Source organism: Mycolicibacterium vulneris, assembly GCF_002104765.1.
Classification (GTDB): Bacteria; Actinomycetota; Actinomycetes; order Mycobacteriales; family Mycobacteriaceae; genus Mycobacterium; species Mycobacterium vulneris.
Genome location: NZ_NCXM01000029.1, coordinates 22,356 through 36,129, shown reverse-complemented (window position 1 = coordinate 36,129; position 13,774 = coordinate 22,356). Strand labels below are relative to the sequence as shown.

Annotated in this window: 13 protein-coding genes; 9 read left to right on the top strand and 4 right to left on the bottom strand. The window is 63.3% G+C overall.

The window, feature by feature from the left end; translation table 11 throughout:
• The first annotated feature begins 238 nt into the window (after positions 1-238).
• Genes B8W69_RS23345 through B8W69_RS23335 form a run of 3 tightly spaced genes read left to right on the top strand, consistent with a single transcriptional unit; the run spans position 239 to position 3,023 of the window.
• Positions 239-1,264, top strand: coding sequence for an AraC family transcriptional regulator (locus B8W69_RS23345; RefSeq protein ID WP_133058021.1), 1,026 nt, complete (start codon positions 239-241; stop codon positions 1,262-1,264).
• Positions 1,265-1,308: 44 nt separating this feature from the next.
• The gene (locus B8W69_RS23340) at positions 1,309-2,541 is read left to right on the top strand and encodes a bifunctional 3,4-dihydroxy-2-butanone-4-phosphate synthase/GTP cyclohydrolase II (RefSeq protein WP_110882035.1); all 1,233 of its coding nucleotides are present in this window, start codon (positions 1,309-1,311) and stop codon (positions 2,539-2,541) included.
• The gene (locus B8W69_RS23335; RefSeq protein WP_085292122.1) at positions 2,538-3,023 is read left to right on the top strand and encodes a flavin reductase family protein; all 486 of its coding nucleotides are present in this window, start codon (positions 2,538-2,540) and stop codon (positions 3,021-3,023) included. Before B8W69_RS23340 ends, B8W69_RS23335 begins: the two co-directional genes overlap by 4 nt.
• A gap of 215 nt (positions 3,024-3,238) precedes the next feature.
• Here the strand turns inward: B8W69_RS23335 and B8W69_RS23330 are convergent, their stop codons facing one another.
• From B8W69_RS23330 to B8W69_RS23315, 4 genes are all read right to left on the bottom strand, one after another.
• Entirely contained in the window at positions 3,239-4,849 is a 1,611-nt protein-coding gene (locus B8W69_RS23330) for an acyl--CoA ligase family protein (RefSeq protein ID WP_085292121.1), read from the bottom strand.
• Positions 4,850-4,887: 38 nt separating this feature from the next.
• The gene (locus B8W69_RS23325) at positions 4,888-5,682 is read right to left on the bottom strand and encodes a 2-keto-4-pentenoate hydratase (protein ID WP_085292120.1); all 795 of its coding nucleotides are present in this window, start codon (positions 5,680-5,682) and stop codon (positions 4,888-4,890) included.
• Positions 5,683-5,784: 102 nt separating this feature from the next.
• Positions 5,785-6,600, bottom strand: coding sequence for an alpha/beta fold hydrolase (locus B8W69_RS23320; RefSeq protein ID WP_085292119.1), 816 nt, complete (start codon positions 6,598-6,600; stop codon positions 5,785-5,787).
• A complete protein-coding gene (locus tag B8W69_RS23315; protein ID WP_165762673.1) occupies positions 6,597-7,886 on the bottom strand; it encodes an LLM class flavin-dependent oxidoreductase in 1,290 nt (429 codons plus the stop codon). Before B8W69_RS23315 ends, B8W69_RS23320 begins: the two co-directional genes overlap by 4 nt.
• A 285-nt stretch (positions 7,887-8,171) precedes the next feature.
• On the opposite strand from B8W69_RS23315, the gene B8W69_RS23310 reads away from it, so the two are divergent.
• The 6 genes from B8W69_RS23310 to B8W69_RS23285 all read left to right on the top strand — a co-directional run bounded on the left by B8W69_RS23310 (position 8,172) and on the right by B8W69_RS23285 (position 13,556).
• Positions 8,172-9,122: a 3-carboxyethylcatechol 2,3-dioxygenase gene (locus B8W69_RS23310; RefSeq protein ID WP_085292117.1), complete on the top strand. Its 951-nt coding sequence runs from the start codon at positions 8,172-8,174 to the stop codon at positions 9,120-9,122.
• 3 nt (positions 9,123-9,125) lie between these two features.
• Complete coding sequence (locus tag B8W69_RS23305) at positions 9,126-9,965, top strand: alpha/beta fold hydrolase (protein WP_220084568.1); 840 nt, start codon at positions 9,126-9,128, stop codon at positions 9,963-9,965.
• Between the two features lie 100 nt (positions 9,966-10,065).
• Complete coding sequence (locus B8W69_RS23300) at positions 10,066-10,890, top strand: 2-keto-4-pentenoate hydratase (protein ID WP_181447468.1); 825 nt, start codon at positions 10,066-10,068, stop codon at positions 10,888-10,890.
• Entirely contained in the window at positions 10,887-11,834 is a 948-nt protein-coding gene (locus B8W69_RS23295) for an acetaldehyde dehydrogenase (acetylating) (protein WP_085292115.1), read from the top strand. Before B8W69_RS23300 ends, B8W69_RS23295 begins: the two co-directional genes overlap by 4 nt.
• Positions 11,831-12,886 carry a 4-hydroxy-2-oxovalerate aldolase gene (gene dmpG, locus B8W69_RS23290; RefSeq protein ID WP_085292114.1) on the top strand — a complete coding sequence of 352 codons (1,056 nt, stop codon included), beginning with the start codon at positions 11,831-11,833 and terminating at the stop codon, positions 12,884-12,886. Before B8W69_RS23295 ends, dmpG begins: the two co-directional genes overlap by 4 nt.
• Before the next feature lie 241 nt (positions 12,887-13,127).
• The gene (locus B8W69_RS23285) at positions 13,128-13,556 is read left to right on the top strand and encodes an NUDIX hydrolase N-terminal domain-containing protein (RefSeq protein WP_245843349.1); all 429 of its coding nucleotides are present in this window, start codon (positions 13,128-13,130) and stop codon (positions 13,554-13,556) included.
• The last annotated feature ends 218 nt before the right edge of the window (positions 13,557-13,774 follow it).

Sequence of the window (13,774 nt, the reverse complement as noted above, 5' to 3'; positions counted from 1 at the left end):
CTGCGAAAACCGGCTACTGGTCGGCGAAATCCGGACGGACATGTGGCTGACCACACTCGTACTGTGGCGCTGAATCAAACGGGACATTGCCACACACGGGACAAGAAATGAGATCGGTCGATCACTGCGCCGGCCGGCGCCTCCGATCACGTGATGCACGCACCGTGACGTCGGGACGACCGTGTTGACCTGTATCGACACGCACCAGGAAAACGCCCCGGCGGACGACTCCGCGCCCATGGCGAGCACCACTACCACCAATGTCGACGAAGCCAACGACCTATTGACGCGTGCGTATTCCGCGCACCGCATGGTCGCCGCTGACCTTCAAGACTTCAGGTTGACGTTCAACATGACCAATGTGGAGAGCCTGTTGTTTGGCCAGATTGCTTTTGACGCAGATGTTCTCATCGCTGCGCCGCCGACGAAGTCGTTCTACGTCTTCTGTTATGCGCAGCGCGGCTCGATCCTGGTCAGCAGCGGCGACGATTCAACGGTCATCACCCCGTCGACCGGTGCCATGCTCAGTCCTACCGAGCCGCTACGCTTCGAGCGGTGGAATGAACAGAGCACAATCACTGCGCTGCGCATCGATCGCTTCGCCATCGAAACCGAACTGGGCACCATCCTCGGCCGGCCGGCTCCGGGCCCGATTCATTTCGCGCACACCATGGATCTGACCACTGCCCGGGCGTACGACTTCATGCGGGCGCTGCGCCTCACCCAGGACGAGGCGGTACGGCCCAGGGGCCTGGCACAACACCCCGTGCTGGCCGCCCAACTGGCCCGGCTAGTCGCCTCGAGCCTGATTCTGGCTCAGCCACATAACTTTTCCGACGAATTGTCCGAACCGAGCCGCCCGACGCTGCATGCCGCGGTCGGCGACGTCGTGGATGCCATCCAGGCGGACCCCATGGGAGTCGCGACGGCGGCCGACGTCGCGACCCTCGCGTGCTTGAGCTTGCGCGCCCTGGAGCAGCGTTTTGCCCGGCATGTCGGGGTGGCACCGATGGCTTATGTCCGCCGAGTGCGCCTCGAACGTGCGCGCACCGAGTTGCAACAGTGCGACCCTGGCACCACGACCGTCACCGCGATCGCCCATCGGTGGGGCTTCACCCATCTGGGCCGCTTCGCCGCGACGTACCAGAACGCTATGGCGAAACCCCGTCGCAGACGTTGCAGCGCCGCTAACGCGGAAGGTGGCTCACCGGTGGCGCATTGTGGATATTTCTCAGAGATATCACTGATTAGCGTTGTGGGATAAATGGTTTCGCAACATCCGACCCAACCGGCGATCGCAGAATGTGAGTGGTTGTGTACTCCGACATCACAGATGCAATAGCGGCCGTAGCAGCGGGTGCTGCCGTGGTGGTGCTCGACGACGACGACCGGGAGAATGAAGCCGACCTGATCATGGCGGCACAGTTCGCCACCGTTGACAAAGTCGCGTTCTTCCTGGCGCATACGTCCGGATTTCTCTGCACATCCATCAGTGCCGCGCGGGCCGAGGACCTCAACCTCTCCCCGATGGTGCAGGAGAACACGGACAAGATGGCCACGGCTTTCACGGTCAGTGTCGATGTGCTGGCCGACACGACCACCGGCATCAGTGCACACGACCGCGCCGCCACGGCGCGCGCGCTCGCCGACTCCGACGCGACGGCCGCTCATTTCACCCGGCCCGGCCACATGATGCCGTTAGTCTCCCGACCCGGCGGGGTGCTCAAGCGTGCCGGACACACCGAAGCCGGAACGGATTTGTGCGAACTCGCGGGCGTGCAACCCGCGGCACTGTTGTGCGAACTCGTCTCCCCCGACCGAACCGAGATGCTGCGCGGGGCCGACGCGGTCACGTTCGCCCACCAGCACAACCTGCCCGTGGTCACCATCTCCGACCTGGTCCGGTACCGCCGGGCCCATGCCGAACTCGTGACACGCGGCGGTCAAGCCCGCATCCCGACCGCGGACGCGGACTTCACCGCCATCTCCTACCAGAGCGTGCTCGACGGCATTGAGCACGTCGCCTTCACTCTCGGAGCGGTCGACGATGGTGCACCCGTACTGGTTCGCGTCCACAGTGAATGTCTGACCGGAGACCTCTTCGGATCACTGCGCTGCGACTGCGGGCCGCAGTTTCGGGCCGCGCTGGCCGATATCGCCGCGGCGGGTCGCGGAGTCCTGGTCTATCTGCGCGGCCAGGAAGGCCGGGGCATCGGGCTGGGCCACAAATTACGGGCCTATCAACTCCAACAGGATCTCGGCCTGGACACCGTCGAGGCCAACATCGCACTGGGCCTGCCCGTCGATGCGCGCGAATACGGTATCGGTGCAGCAATTCTCGCCGATCTGGGCATCCGCGACGTGCTGCTGATGACCAACAATCTGCAGAAATACTACGGGTTGGACGGCTACGGCATTCGCGTCGTGCAACGCGTACCCATCCAGACTCAGGTCACGCCACAGAATGTCGCTTACCTTTCTACCAAGCGCGACCGGATGGGACACCTGCTCGACCTGCCACGCCGGGAAGGCACCGCATGATCATCCAGAGCCCCGACCTGACACCGATGGTATTGCGAGACGCCTTTGGACACTTACCATCCAGCGTCGTCGCCGTCGCCGGTGAAGCTGCCGGCGTCCGGGTAGGACTGGCGGCCAGCACGTTCGTTCCAGTGTCATTGAAACCGCCGCTGGTGTCGTTCTGCGTGCAGAACACCTCCACGACCTGGCCGAAATTGCAGGGCCTTCCACAGCTGGGCATCAGCGTGCTCGGCGAGACGCACGACCGGGCCGCACGCACCCTGGCCGCCAAAACGGGCGATCGATTTGCGGATGTCAGTACGGTGTCCTCCGGCGGTGCGGTGTTCATCGAGGGAGCCAGTCTGTGGCTGACGACCAGCATCGAGCAGCTGGTGCCGGCCGGCGACCACACCATCGTGCTCCTACGGGTCAGCGACGTAACCGCGCACACCGAAGTCGCGCCAATCGTCTTTCACCGGAGTGGCTTTCGTACTCTCGCCTAGGCCGAGGCGAGGGTAGGTCTGCACAGTTGGGTGTGGTGGGAAGTCCGTTGAATCGGCCGGTAATCCACTTGATGCCATGTTCGCCGTCCACGAAATAGCCCATCATGGTGTTGGCGGCCGTTACTAAACCAAATCAGCGCAACTGCGACGGGACAATGAATAAACGGAGCCGGTCCACCCTCATCGGGTAGACCGGCGACGTTGGTATTACGCGATCAGCCCTGCACCAGGCTCGCGCGCCCTTGCCACTCCGGTGCCCGAAGGACCGCCTTCTGCACCTTTCCGGTCGACGTCTTCGGCAACCCGTCGACAATGAGTACCTCACGCGGCGCCTTGAAATGAGCCAGGTGAGCACGGACATGCTCGATCAGTTCATGTTCGGAGGGTGCGCAACCTGGTCGGCGCACCACGAACGCCTTAGGCCGCTCACCCCACTTCTCGTCGGGCACCCCGATCACAGCCACTTCGAGAACACCCGGATGGCTCATCAGCGTCTGCTCGACTTCTACCGATGAAATATTCTCACCGCCGGATATCACCAAATCCTTCGCCCTGTCCCGGATCTCGATATAGCCATCGGGGTGCATCACCGCGAGATCACCCGAGTGAAACCAGCCGCCCTCGGTGGCGGCCCGGGTGGCATCGGGATCATTGAAGTAACCGGCCATGACATTGTTTCCCTGCATGACGATCTCGCCCATCGTCGCACCGTCGCGCGGAACGTCACGCATGTGGTCATCGACCACACGCAACCGACCCGCCTGAATCATGGGTACACCCTGGCGGGCCTTGCGGCGTGCTTGTTGCTCGTCGGGCAGAGCCGACCATGCCGCCTGCTCTTCGCATATCGCAAATGGGCCATACGTTTCGGTGAGCCCGTACACGTGAACGATGCGAAAATTGAGTGCCTCCATCTGCGCAATCGTCGACGGGCTTGGCGGGGCACCGGCCGTTGTGACGCACAGTTCACCATCGAGTTGGTGCGCTGCTCCGGTGTTCATCATCATGGTCAGCACGGTGGGAGCTGCGTTGAGATGAGTGATGTTCTCAGTGTCGATGAGTCGCCAGATCTCCTCACCGCGCACTTCGGGAAGGCACACGTGCGAACCACCGATACCCGTAACCGCCCACGGGGTGCACCAGCCGTTGCAGTGAAACATCGGCAGGGTCCACAGATAAACCGACTGCGGGGTGAGTCGCGAGTGGATCACCTCTCCCAGCGCGTTGAGGTAGGCACCCCGATGGGTGTACACAACCGCCTTCGGCCGACCTGTGGTCCCCGACGTGTAATTGAGCGATATCGCGTCGTTTTCGTCTGCGACCGACCAGCTCAGTTCACCGGCGGCTACCGAGGTGAACGGTACGTACCTGAGCCATTCCGCCGGCAGCGTCACATCGATATTGCCGGTGACGATCACCTGCGGTCGCGATTCGGCCGGTTCGGTGAGCTGGACCGAGGCCTGCGCGAGCGCAGCCAATCGGGAGTCCACGATGACGAAGCGTGGGGCCGAATGGCTGAGTATGTAGGCAATCTCACCGGGCGACAGTCGCGTGTTGACAGTCACCAGAACGCCACCGGCGAGCGGAACACCGAAATGCCCCACCAGCATCTCGGCGATGTTGGGCATCAGGTACGCGACGCGGTCACCCTTTCCGAGCCCACGGGACATCAGAGCGTGGGCCAGCCGCTGGGTCATCGCGGCGAACTCGCGATACGTTATGCGCCGCTCCCCGTCGGTGATCGCCACCTTGTCCGGCCACACCTGCGCGGCCCGCTCCAGAAGGGCCAACGGGGTCAGCGGGACGTTGCTTACTGTGGTGCTCATCGAATCGGATCGACTTTCTGATCTGTGAACGGCCGGGCTCACGCGCCCGCGATCGCCACCGAGCCGAGGTGGGTGAACTCAGCGGCGATCTGGTTACCGGGCTCGATGAAGACGGCGTCGGTCATGCCTCCGGTCAGCACAATCCAGCCGGATTCCAGCGCGATACCGCGTTCGGCCAGGGCGTTCGCGGCCAGTGCGAGGGCCTCAGCCGGATGGCCCTGCACGGCGGCGCCGGTTGCCGAGTCCACGACATTGCCGTTCACCGACAACGCGCAGGCCTCCAGCGCCAGATCGAGTTCACCGGCGTCGCATTTCAGCTCGCCGACAACGAATTTCGCCGACGATGCGTTGTCGGCGACCACGTCTGGCAGCGTGAACTTGAAGTCCGTGTAGCGGCTGTCGATCACCTCCAGACCGCAGTACACCGACCCGACGGCCGCTAGCGCGGACTCGCGGGTCACCCCTGGACCTGCCAGACGTTTATCGAGAACGAAGACGATCTCTGGCTCAACGCGCGGGTGGATCAGGTCGTTGATCTTCAGCGGCGCACCGGGTTCTAAGACCATGTCATCGGTGAGCCAGGCGGTCAGCGGGGACGAGATGCCCATCCTCCGCTGCTTGGCGGCCGAGGTCAGTCCGAGTTTGACGCCGACGATCTTCGCGCCGTGTGCAACTTTATCGGCGATCAATGCCGCCTGGACCTGGTAGGCGGTCTGCAGATCAAGCGCCGGCCAGTCATCGGTGATCGGATGACGGTCGGTGCGGGTTGCCTCGGCTTCGAGGAGAATCTTGGCCGCGGCTTCGACGGTCCATGTAGAGGCTGGGGTACTCATGTGTCGTGTCGCTAGTTCCTTCGTTGTGGTGTGCACGGAGATTGGACGATGGCGGTGGCCGCCAGTGCGTGGGCCGCCGCCCACACTCCGGCGGTCACCGGGTTACGGAAAAAGCAACGTCCGGCCGCGTTCGATCAGATAGTCGAACCCGTGCTCAGTAAACAGTCCGATCGTGTGAGCGAGCGACTCAGGCCGGTCGCCGTCGACCGCGTGCCCCGCGTCATAGACGAAGGACAGGAAGATCGCAGCGTTGAGCGCCGGATACTTGCGTCCGAAGTCGGGCGGGGTGATCTGGTCCTCGGTGCCGAAGAGCACTAGGGCGGGCACGCTCAGCGTGGCCAGGCCCGCCAACAACTCGGGGTCCTCCGCTACAAGCAGGCGTTGCAGTACCTGCAGATGCTTGACCTTCGTTTCCGAAGACAGCGGCTGTGGGTAATGCCGCTCCGGGTGGGCCTTCTCCAGCGCAGTGATGCGATCGAACGCCTCCTCGGTGGCGTCGATCGACATTCCCGGCCGCACGAAGATCGCGGGGCCGACGAGAATCACCGACCGGACATCCGCCGGGAACTGGACGGCCATCCACGCCGCGACGAGACCGCCGAAGGAATTTCCGACAAGGTCGTAAGAACCGCCGGCGATTTCGAGGGCAGCTCGATGAACAAGTGCCGCATAGTCCTTCGTGGTGCCGGCCGGCACGTAGTCGGAATTGCCGAATCCGGGCAACTGGATCATGATGACGCGATGCGATGCGCTGAGTAGGTCGTGCGTGGGCGACCACAGTGGTCCGCTGCCCCGGTGCAGAAAGACGATGGGGCGTCCGCTGCCGGCCTCCCAGTAGCGCACGGTGTACCCGTCCACAGTGATCGCCGACTCCCGTGTCTGGACGGCGCCAATCGCAGTTGCTGTGGTCGTGGTCATCGAATTTCCTCCGCGATCTTTTCTGCACCAAGATGTTTGAGTGCCGGCATCACTTCGGTGCCGAAGAGCTTTAACGCTGAGTTGGCTTCCTCGGTGGTGAGTCCGCCACCGGAGAACCCGCAGTCGAACACCCCGATGCCGGTCGTTTCGTACCACTCGGTGAACTGATCGATCATGGTGACCGGCGATCCCTTGAAGTGCAGATCGCCTAGGGCGAACTTACTTTCGGCGTCCTTGCTCATGTTCTTGCCATCGGCGTCGGTACCGATCTCGGCTGCCGCGGCCGCGTTCTCCGCGGTGATCTTCGTCAGCTCCATCGAGTTCATCGCTGCCGAGGCACGACCCATCATCGATGCCGCCAGTCCCAGGTTGCCGTAGTACCGCTTCTCGAGTTCTCGTGCGGCCTCGTCGGTGTCGGCACACGCGACATACGAGCGGTACAGAATGTCGTGCGGCGTGGGCTCCCAGCCGGCCTTCTTCGCTTCGGCCCGATAGAGTTCGGTCAATTCGGCGGCCATCTGCAACGGGTAGTACGAGATTCCCAGCCGGTACTTGTGCCGGGCCGCGTAAACCACAGAGCCTTCACTGTTGCCCGAAGACCAGATCGGGATGGGTTTTTGCGACTGGCCGGGCCATATCGCGACGGTGGGGAACCGGTAGTAGCGGCCTTCCCAGCTGAAGGGCTCCGGCTCGTTGAGCGCGCGCTCAATAAGTGCCTGGGCTTCACGCGTGCGGTCGCGGGTCTCGTCGGGGTTGATTCCGTATGAGACGAATTCGTTCGGTGTGCCACGAAGCGGCATCAGCGAGATCCGTCCCTTCGAGATGGCGTCGAGCATGGCCACCTCTTCGGCGATCCGGACGGGATTGTTGATCGCGGCAAGCGGGCCCATCAGGGCAATGCGAAGCTTCTTGACCCGCTGGCAGATCGCGGCCGCCAACACCGAGGGGTTCGCGGCCTGGTTAATCGGCCACGAGTGGTGCTCAGATACCGAAACCATGTCGAAGCCGAGGTCCTCGGCCAGCTCAGCCTGTTCAAGAAGGACGTCAACCGAGTGTTCACCCACGGCTGGATCGTATTTGGCTGGCGAGGCCGGCCAACCCGCGTTGTTCTCGAACAGCTTTGGGTCCGCATACAGCATCGACAGGTAAATCGAGAATTGCAAGGTCACTCCTTCGTGATACCGATCTGCGCCGATTTGATTGCGGCAATGTCGGATTGGCGTTTGTCCCTTGACTCGATCGTAGGTTTGATGTGACTGGCGCAATATCCACAATCCGATGCCCATCAGCCACAAAACGCCCGCCTGAGCGCACCGGAAATATGCTCTACTCATTTGTCGCACAGCGGATCTGGCGCCTCTGCACCGACCCGTGCCCTACCGCGAGCGAGGCGAGTGCGGCGAAATCTGGATGACGGTGCGCGGGAATAGGACAGCCTGGCCGCACACCACACGGCAGGATGTTCGGTGCGGGACCCGCGGCGCAGTGACGAACGTTCCATGTGCCAAGAAATGGTGCGGAGAATTCCCCACCGGATTTGTCTTCTTGAGAAGTGGACGGGATCATTTGAGATGGCGAATAACGTTGCATTGTCCTGCCTTTCGCACAGCCCCCTGCTGCATCGGGCCGACCCTGGCACCCATGTTCGACGCCGCGTCGATGACGCACTCGCGCATGCCAGGGATTTCGCCACTCAGTTCGATCCCGACCTGGTGGTGATTTTCGGGCCGGACCACTATCAGGGATTTCGCTACGACGTGATGCCGCCGTTCTGCGTCGGCACCGCAGCGCGATCGATCGGCGACTATGACACCACCGCCGGCGAACTCCCAGTCCCCCAGCAGCAAGCCGATGCCCTGATCGAGCACTTGTTCGCCGCGGATTTGGACATCGCCATGTCCGAGGCGATGGTTGTGGATCACGGCATCGCCCAGCCGCTGGAAGCATTGTTCGGCGGCACCGCGGTCAAGCCGGTGATCCCGATTTTCATCAACGCGGTGGCGACCCCTCTCGGACCCGCCCGGCGCGCTCGGCTGCTCGGCGCCGCAGTGGGGACCTTCATTCGTCAGCTCGATTGCAAAGTGCTGGTGGTGGGTTCGGGCGGCCTCTCGCACGATCCGCTGGTCCCGGTTCTGCGCGAGTCACCGCCTGAGGTCGCCGACGTGTTGATCTCACGGCGACGCACGGAACAGGAACAGCGCCGACGGGAAGAAGCTGTGCTGGCCGCTGGCCAGAGCTTCGCGGCCGGGCAGTTGGACCTGATTCCCCTCAATCCCGAGTTCGATCGCGAGTTTCTGGACTTGCTCGCCAGCGGCGAACTCGAGCGGTTCGACGCGTTCAGCACGGCCGAGCTCACCGCCCGCGCCGGCAACTCGATACACGAAGTCCGGACGTGGGTCGCGGCGCACGCTGCCCTGGCGGCCAGCGGCCCCTACGACTCGACGTACTCGTTCTATCAACCGGTGCCCGAATGGATCATCGCATTCGCGGTCACCACGGCAATACCCCGACAGATTGGCTAGTTCATGACCTCCATGCCCGAGCACACCGAACTCGATGTTGCAATCGACGACCATGTGATCCGCCTGCGCCGGTGCGGCATGGCGAACGCCACACCCGCGCTCTTCCTGCACGGAACCGGACCGGGAGCCACCGGATGGGAGAGCTTTCGTCCGCTTCTTCCGTTCGTGGCGCAACATGATTGCCTGATTCCCGACCTCGTCGGCTTCGGCGACAGCAGCCACCCCGAAGCTCCGCCCGCCGGTCCGGGACCGTGGCTGGACCTGCGGGCCGACACCATCCTGGCACTCATCGACGCGCTCAAGATCGGACCGGTCGACCTCGTTGGGCATTCCTACGGGGGGCGTCTGGCCCTCGAACTGCTGACCCGCAAGCCCGACTTGTTCGGCAAGGTGGTGCTCATCGCCGCCGGCGGGACGCCGGTCAAGCCCACACTGCAACGGCTGACCGGGTTCTACGACAATCCCACCGCCGAAGGCATCAGGGAATTCGTCGCTAGTCAGCTCTATCCCGGTAGCGCCCTGCCGCCAGGTATCGACTCGTACCTCAGCGCCCGCCTGGCCACCGCGTTACGCCCCGAGGTCCGGCGGTCCTTCCAATCTTCGATGGGCGCCGGCGAGGCCGCACCGGTGTATGACGAATCCGTACTGCGCAGGCTTGAACAGGACACGCTCGTCATTCACGGTAAGGGTGACGCGACGATCCCCATCGAGGGCAGTTTCTTTCTCGCGCAACACCTTCCCCATGCCGACCTGCATGTGTACGGACGGGCGGGACACCTGGCGCAGTTCGAGGTCGCCGAGCAACTCGGAACCATGATCTCCGCGTTTCTGCGCGCCCGCTAACGCGCGCTTCGCGCGAGCAAGCGTCCCAGCGCCAGCGCTCCGGTGCGGACCTCGGGCGCAAGAAGTTCCGGCTTATCCGGCGAATCACCCAACTCCTAGCGTGACGGACATGACGATGGTCAATTCACAAGCGGTCACCGATGCGGCCGACCGGCTCGCCGCGGCGTCGAGGACACGCGAACCCTGTGCGCCGGTGCGCGATCTGATCGGCAGCGACAACATTGATGCCGCGTATCGAGTGCAGCAACGCAATATCGAGACGCTGCTGGCTTCGGGCCGGCGCATCGTCGGACGCAAGATCGGGCTGACCTCGACGGCCGTGCAGCAGCAACTGGGCGTCGACCAGCCCGACTTCGGGGTGCTAACCGACGATATGGACTGCTCGGCAGACGCCGCGGTGGACTTCACGCGGTTGCTGCAGCCCAAGGTCGAGGCCGAGATCGCCTTCGTGCTCAGCGCCGACATCACGGGCAATATCGCCGCCGATCAAGCGCCGCACTTCGTCGACGGTATCTACGCGGCATTCGAGATCGTCGACAGCAGAGTGGCGAACTGGAACATCAGCCTGGCCGACACCATTGCCGACAATGCGTCGTCGGGGCTGTATGTGCTCGGTGACCGCGTCAACCGGGCCGACGCCCCCGACCTCGCCCACGTGAGCATGACTACCACCGCCGACGGTGTGGTGGTTTCCCGGGGTAAGGGATCGGACTGTCTGGGCAGCCCGTGGGAAGCGCTGGCGTGGCTAGCCAACACCGGCCTGGCCTACGGGGCACCGTTGCGCGCCGGAGAGGTGGTCCTGTCCGGCGCGCTGGGACCGATGGTCCCGGTCACGCCCGGATCGACCTACACCACCACCATCTCCGGAATCGGCAGTGCAACTGCCACATTCACCACCCCATCGAGCAAGGACAACGGGTTATGAGTCGCGTCAAGGCAGCCGTCATCGGATCCGGCAACATCGGGACAGATCTGGTCATCAAGTTGAAACGGGTGGCGACCAATGTCGACATCGCCGTGCTGGTCGGCATCGACCCCGCCTCGGACGGCCTGGCGCGGGCCCGCCGGATGGGCATCAGTACCGTCGACAGCGGTGTCCAGGGGCTGATCGACCACCCCGACTTCGCTGACATCGACATCATCTTCGACTCCACCTCAGCCAAGGCCCACGTCGCCAACGAAAAAGCCTTGCGGCCATTCGGGAAACGGCTCATCGACCTGACTCCCGCCGCCGTCGGCCCCTACGTCGTGCCGACCGTCAACCTCGATGAACATCTTGATGCGCCAAACGTCAATATGGTCACCTGCGGCGGCCAGGCGACGATCCCGATCGTTGCGGCGATCTCATCGGTCACGCCGGTGCACTATGCCGAGATTGTCGCTTGCATCGCCTCCAAGTCGGCCGGCCCGGGCACCCGGGCCAATATCGATGAATTCACCGAAACCACCTCGGCGGCAATCGAAAGAGTCGGTGGCGCGGCGCACGGTAAGGCGATCATCGTGCTCAACCCCGCGGAGCCGCCGCTAATCATGCGCGACACCGTGCTCGCCCTGGTGACCGACCCCGACCAGGACCGTATCCGCGCAACGATCCTGGCGATAGTGCAGAAGGTGGCCGCCTATGTGCCCGGGTACCGGCTCAAGCAGGATGTGCAGTTCACCAAACTCGACGACGCCGAGTCCGTCGCGACGCTGACCGGTGGCGCCGATTTGGGACCCGGTCTGTGGAAGGTGGTGGTGTTCCTGGAGGTCGAAGGCGCCGCTCACTACTTGCCCGCGTATGCCGGCAACCTCGACATCATGACGTCCGCGGCATTGCAGGTTGCCGAGACGATCGCCGAAAAAACCTTGCAGGAGGCCACGCGATGACTGCCACCCAGGACCGTCCGAACGCACTCGACGGTGCACCGCTTTACATTCAGGACGTCACACTCCGCGACGGCATGCACGCCATGCGCCACCGGATCAGCCCGGCAACGGTCGCAGCGATCACGGGCGCACTCGACAGTGCCGGCGTCGACGCCATCGAAGTCACCCACGGTGACGGGCTGGCCGGACACAGCCTGACCTATGGCCCGGGCAGCAACACCGACTGGGAATGGATCGAGGCAGCCGCGGCCGTCGTACACCGCGCCAAGCTCACGACGCTGCTGCTGCCCGGCGTTGGCACGGTCCGCGAACTCGAACAAGCACACCGGCTCGGGGTCAGCTCGGTCCGGGTTGCCACCCATTGCACCGAGGCCGACGTGTCGGCCCAGCACATCGGCAAAGCCCGCGAATTGGGCATGGATGTGTCCGGCTTCCTGATGATGTCGCACCTCGCCGAACCCGCCCAGCTGGCGGCACAGGCCAAGCTGATGGAATCCTATGGGGCGCACTGTGTTTACGTCACCGACTCCGGCGGCCGCTTGACGATGAACGGTGTTCGCGACCGTATCCGGGCCTATCGCGACATGCTGAACCCTAACACGCAGATCGGCATTCATGCCCATCAGAACCTGTCGTTGTCGGTCGCGAACTCCGTTGTGGCCGTTGAAGAAGGTGCGGTCCGGGTGGACGCCTCCCTGGCCGGTCACGGTGCGGGTGCCGGTAACTGTCCGATCGAACCCTTCATCGCCGTGGCGGATCTGCATGGCTGGAAGCATAATTGCGATTTGTTCGCGCTGCAGGACACCGCCGACGATGTCGTGCGGCCGCTGCAGGATCGTCCGGTGCAGGTCGACCGGGAGACCCTCACCCTCGGATACGCGGGGGTGTATTCGAGCTTCCTGCGACACGCTGAATCCGCCGCGAAACAGTACGGGGTCGATACTCGCGCGATCCTGCTGGAGGTCGGCAAACGGGGGCTGGTCGGCGGTCAAGAAGACCTCATCACCGAAGTCGCACTTGATCTGAAAGGCAAACTCGGGTCGTATTCGTAGCCCACGATCTCGCAATGACAGAGCGTTTCGAACGCTGTCGAGCTGTTGTTACCGAGGTAGCTGTGGCAGCATGTTCTGTGTTGTAGAACGTAATCGGCCATGACGACAGCCAGTTCGAGGGTGGTGGAACCGTCTGCAGCCCGGCAGCATTGGCGTTTCACATGTAAAAGGCGGGACCACCACACCTTGTGCCACTTACCCCAGGTCTTGAGCGGCCGAGGGGTCTTGCAGACTGAAGATTATGGTTTCGTCGCATCCAGATGCCCCCGAGCAGATCCGTCGCCATGCACTAACTCTGCTGGCGGTCGCACAAAACGGGCCCACTTACGCCAACGACCCCTTTGACCGGCAGCGCTACTGCCAAGTACGTCAGTGCGCCGAGGAACTAATCAGCCTGATCGGCGGTGGCAACGTTGCGCAGGTGCGTGCCGTTGTCTCTTTGGACAGCGGCCACATGACCCCCAAAGTTTCCGTGCGGGGCGCCATCTTCAATCCAAGCCAAAAGGTCTTGCTCGTTCAGGAGCGCGCGGACGGCTGCTGGACGCTGCCGGGCGGCTGGTGCGATGTTCTCCAAAGCCCTGCGCAGGCGGTCGCGAAAGAGGTGCGAGAAGAAGCCGGTCTCATCGTTGACATCGATAAACTTGTCGCCGTAATCGATCAGGACAAATAAGGACATCGGTCCGGGCCGCTTCCCATCTTTCACGTCTACAAGCTGTTCTTTTTGTGCAGCGAACGCGGCCGAGTACCACCCGATCTCACCGAAACGTCGGCGATTGATTGGTTTGACCTCGATGCGCTGCCCCCACTGTCGACATCGGTCGTGGAGGCCCAACTCCGCCTCATGCACACCCACTGGCTGAACCCGGACCTCGCAACCGTCTTCGACTG

Coding starts and splice junctions, on each gene's coding strand:
- B8W69_RS23305 (WP_220084568.1), top strand. CDS start 9,126: ATGACCTCCATGCCCGAGCACACCGAACTCGATGTTGCAATCGACGAC.
- B8W69_RS23345 (WP_133058021.1), top strand. CDS start 239: ATGGCGAGCACCACTACCACCAATGTCGACGAAGCCAACGACCTATTG.
- B8W69_RS23330 (WP_085292121.1), bottom strand. CDS start 4,849: ATGAGCACCACAGTAAGCAACGTCCCGCTGACCCCGTTGGCCCTTCTG.
- B8W69_RS23295 (WP_085292115.1), top strand. CDS start 10,887: ATGAGTCGCGTCAAGGCAGCCGTCATCGGATCCGGCAACATCGGGACA.
- B8W69_RS23315 (WP_165762673.1), bottom strand. CDS start 7,886: ATGGGCATCGGATTGTGGATATTGCGCCAGTCACATCAAACCTACGAT.
- B8W69_RS23335 (WP_085292122.1), top strand. CDS start 2,538: ATGATCATCCAGAGCCCCGACCTGACACCGATGGTATTGCGAGACGCC.
- B8W69_RS23285 (WP_245843349.1), top strand. CDS start 13,128: ATGGTTTCGTCGCATCCAGATGCCCCCGAGCAGATCCGTCGCCATGCA.
- B8W69_RS23325 (WP_085292120.1), bottom strand. CDS start 5,682: ATGAGTACCCCAGCCTCTACATGGACCGTCGAAGCCGCGGCCAAGATT.
- B8W69_RS23310 (WP_085292117.1), top strand. CDS start 8,172: ATGGCGAATAACGTTGCATTGTCCTGCCTTTCGCACAGCCCCCTGCTG.
- dmpG (WP_085292114.1), top strand. CDS start 11,831: ATGACTGCCACCCAGGACCGTCCGAACGCACTCGACGGTGCACCGCTT.
- B8W69_RS23320 (WP_085292119.1), bottom strand. CDS start 6,600: ATGACCACGACCACAGCAACTGCGATTGGCGCCGTCCAGACACGGGAG.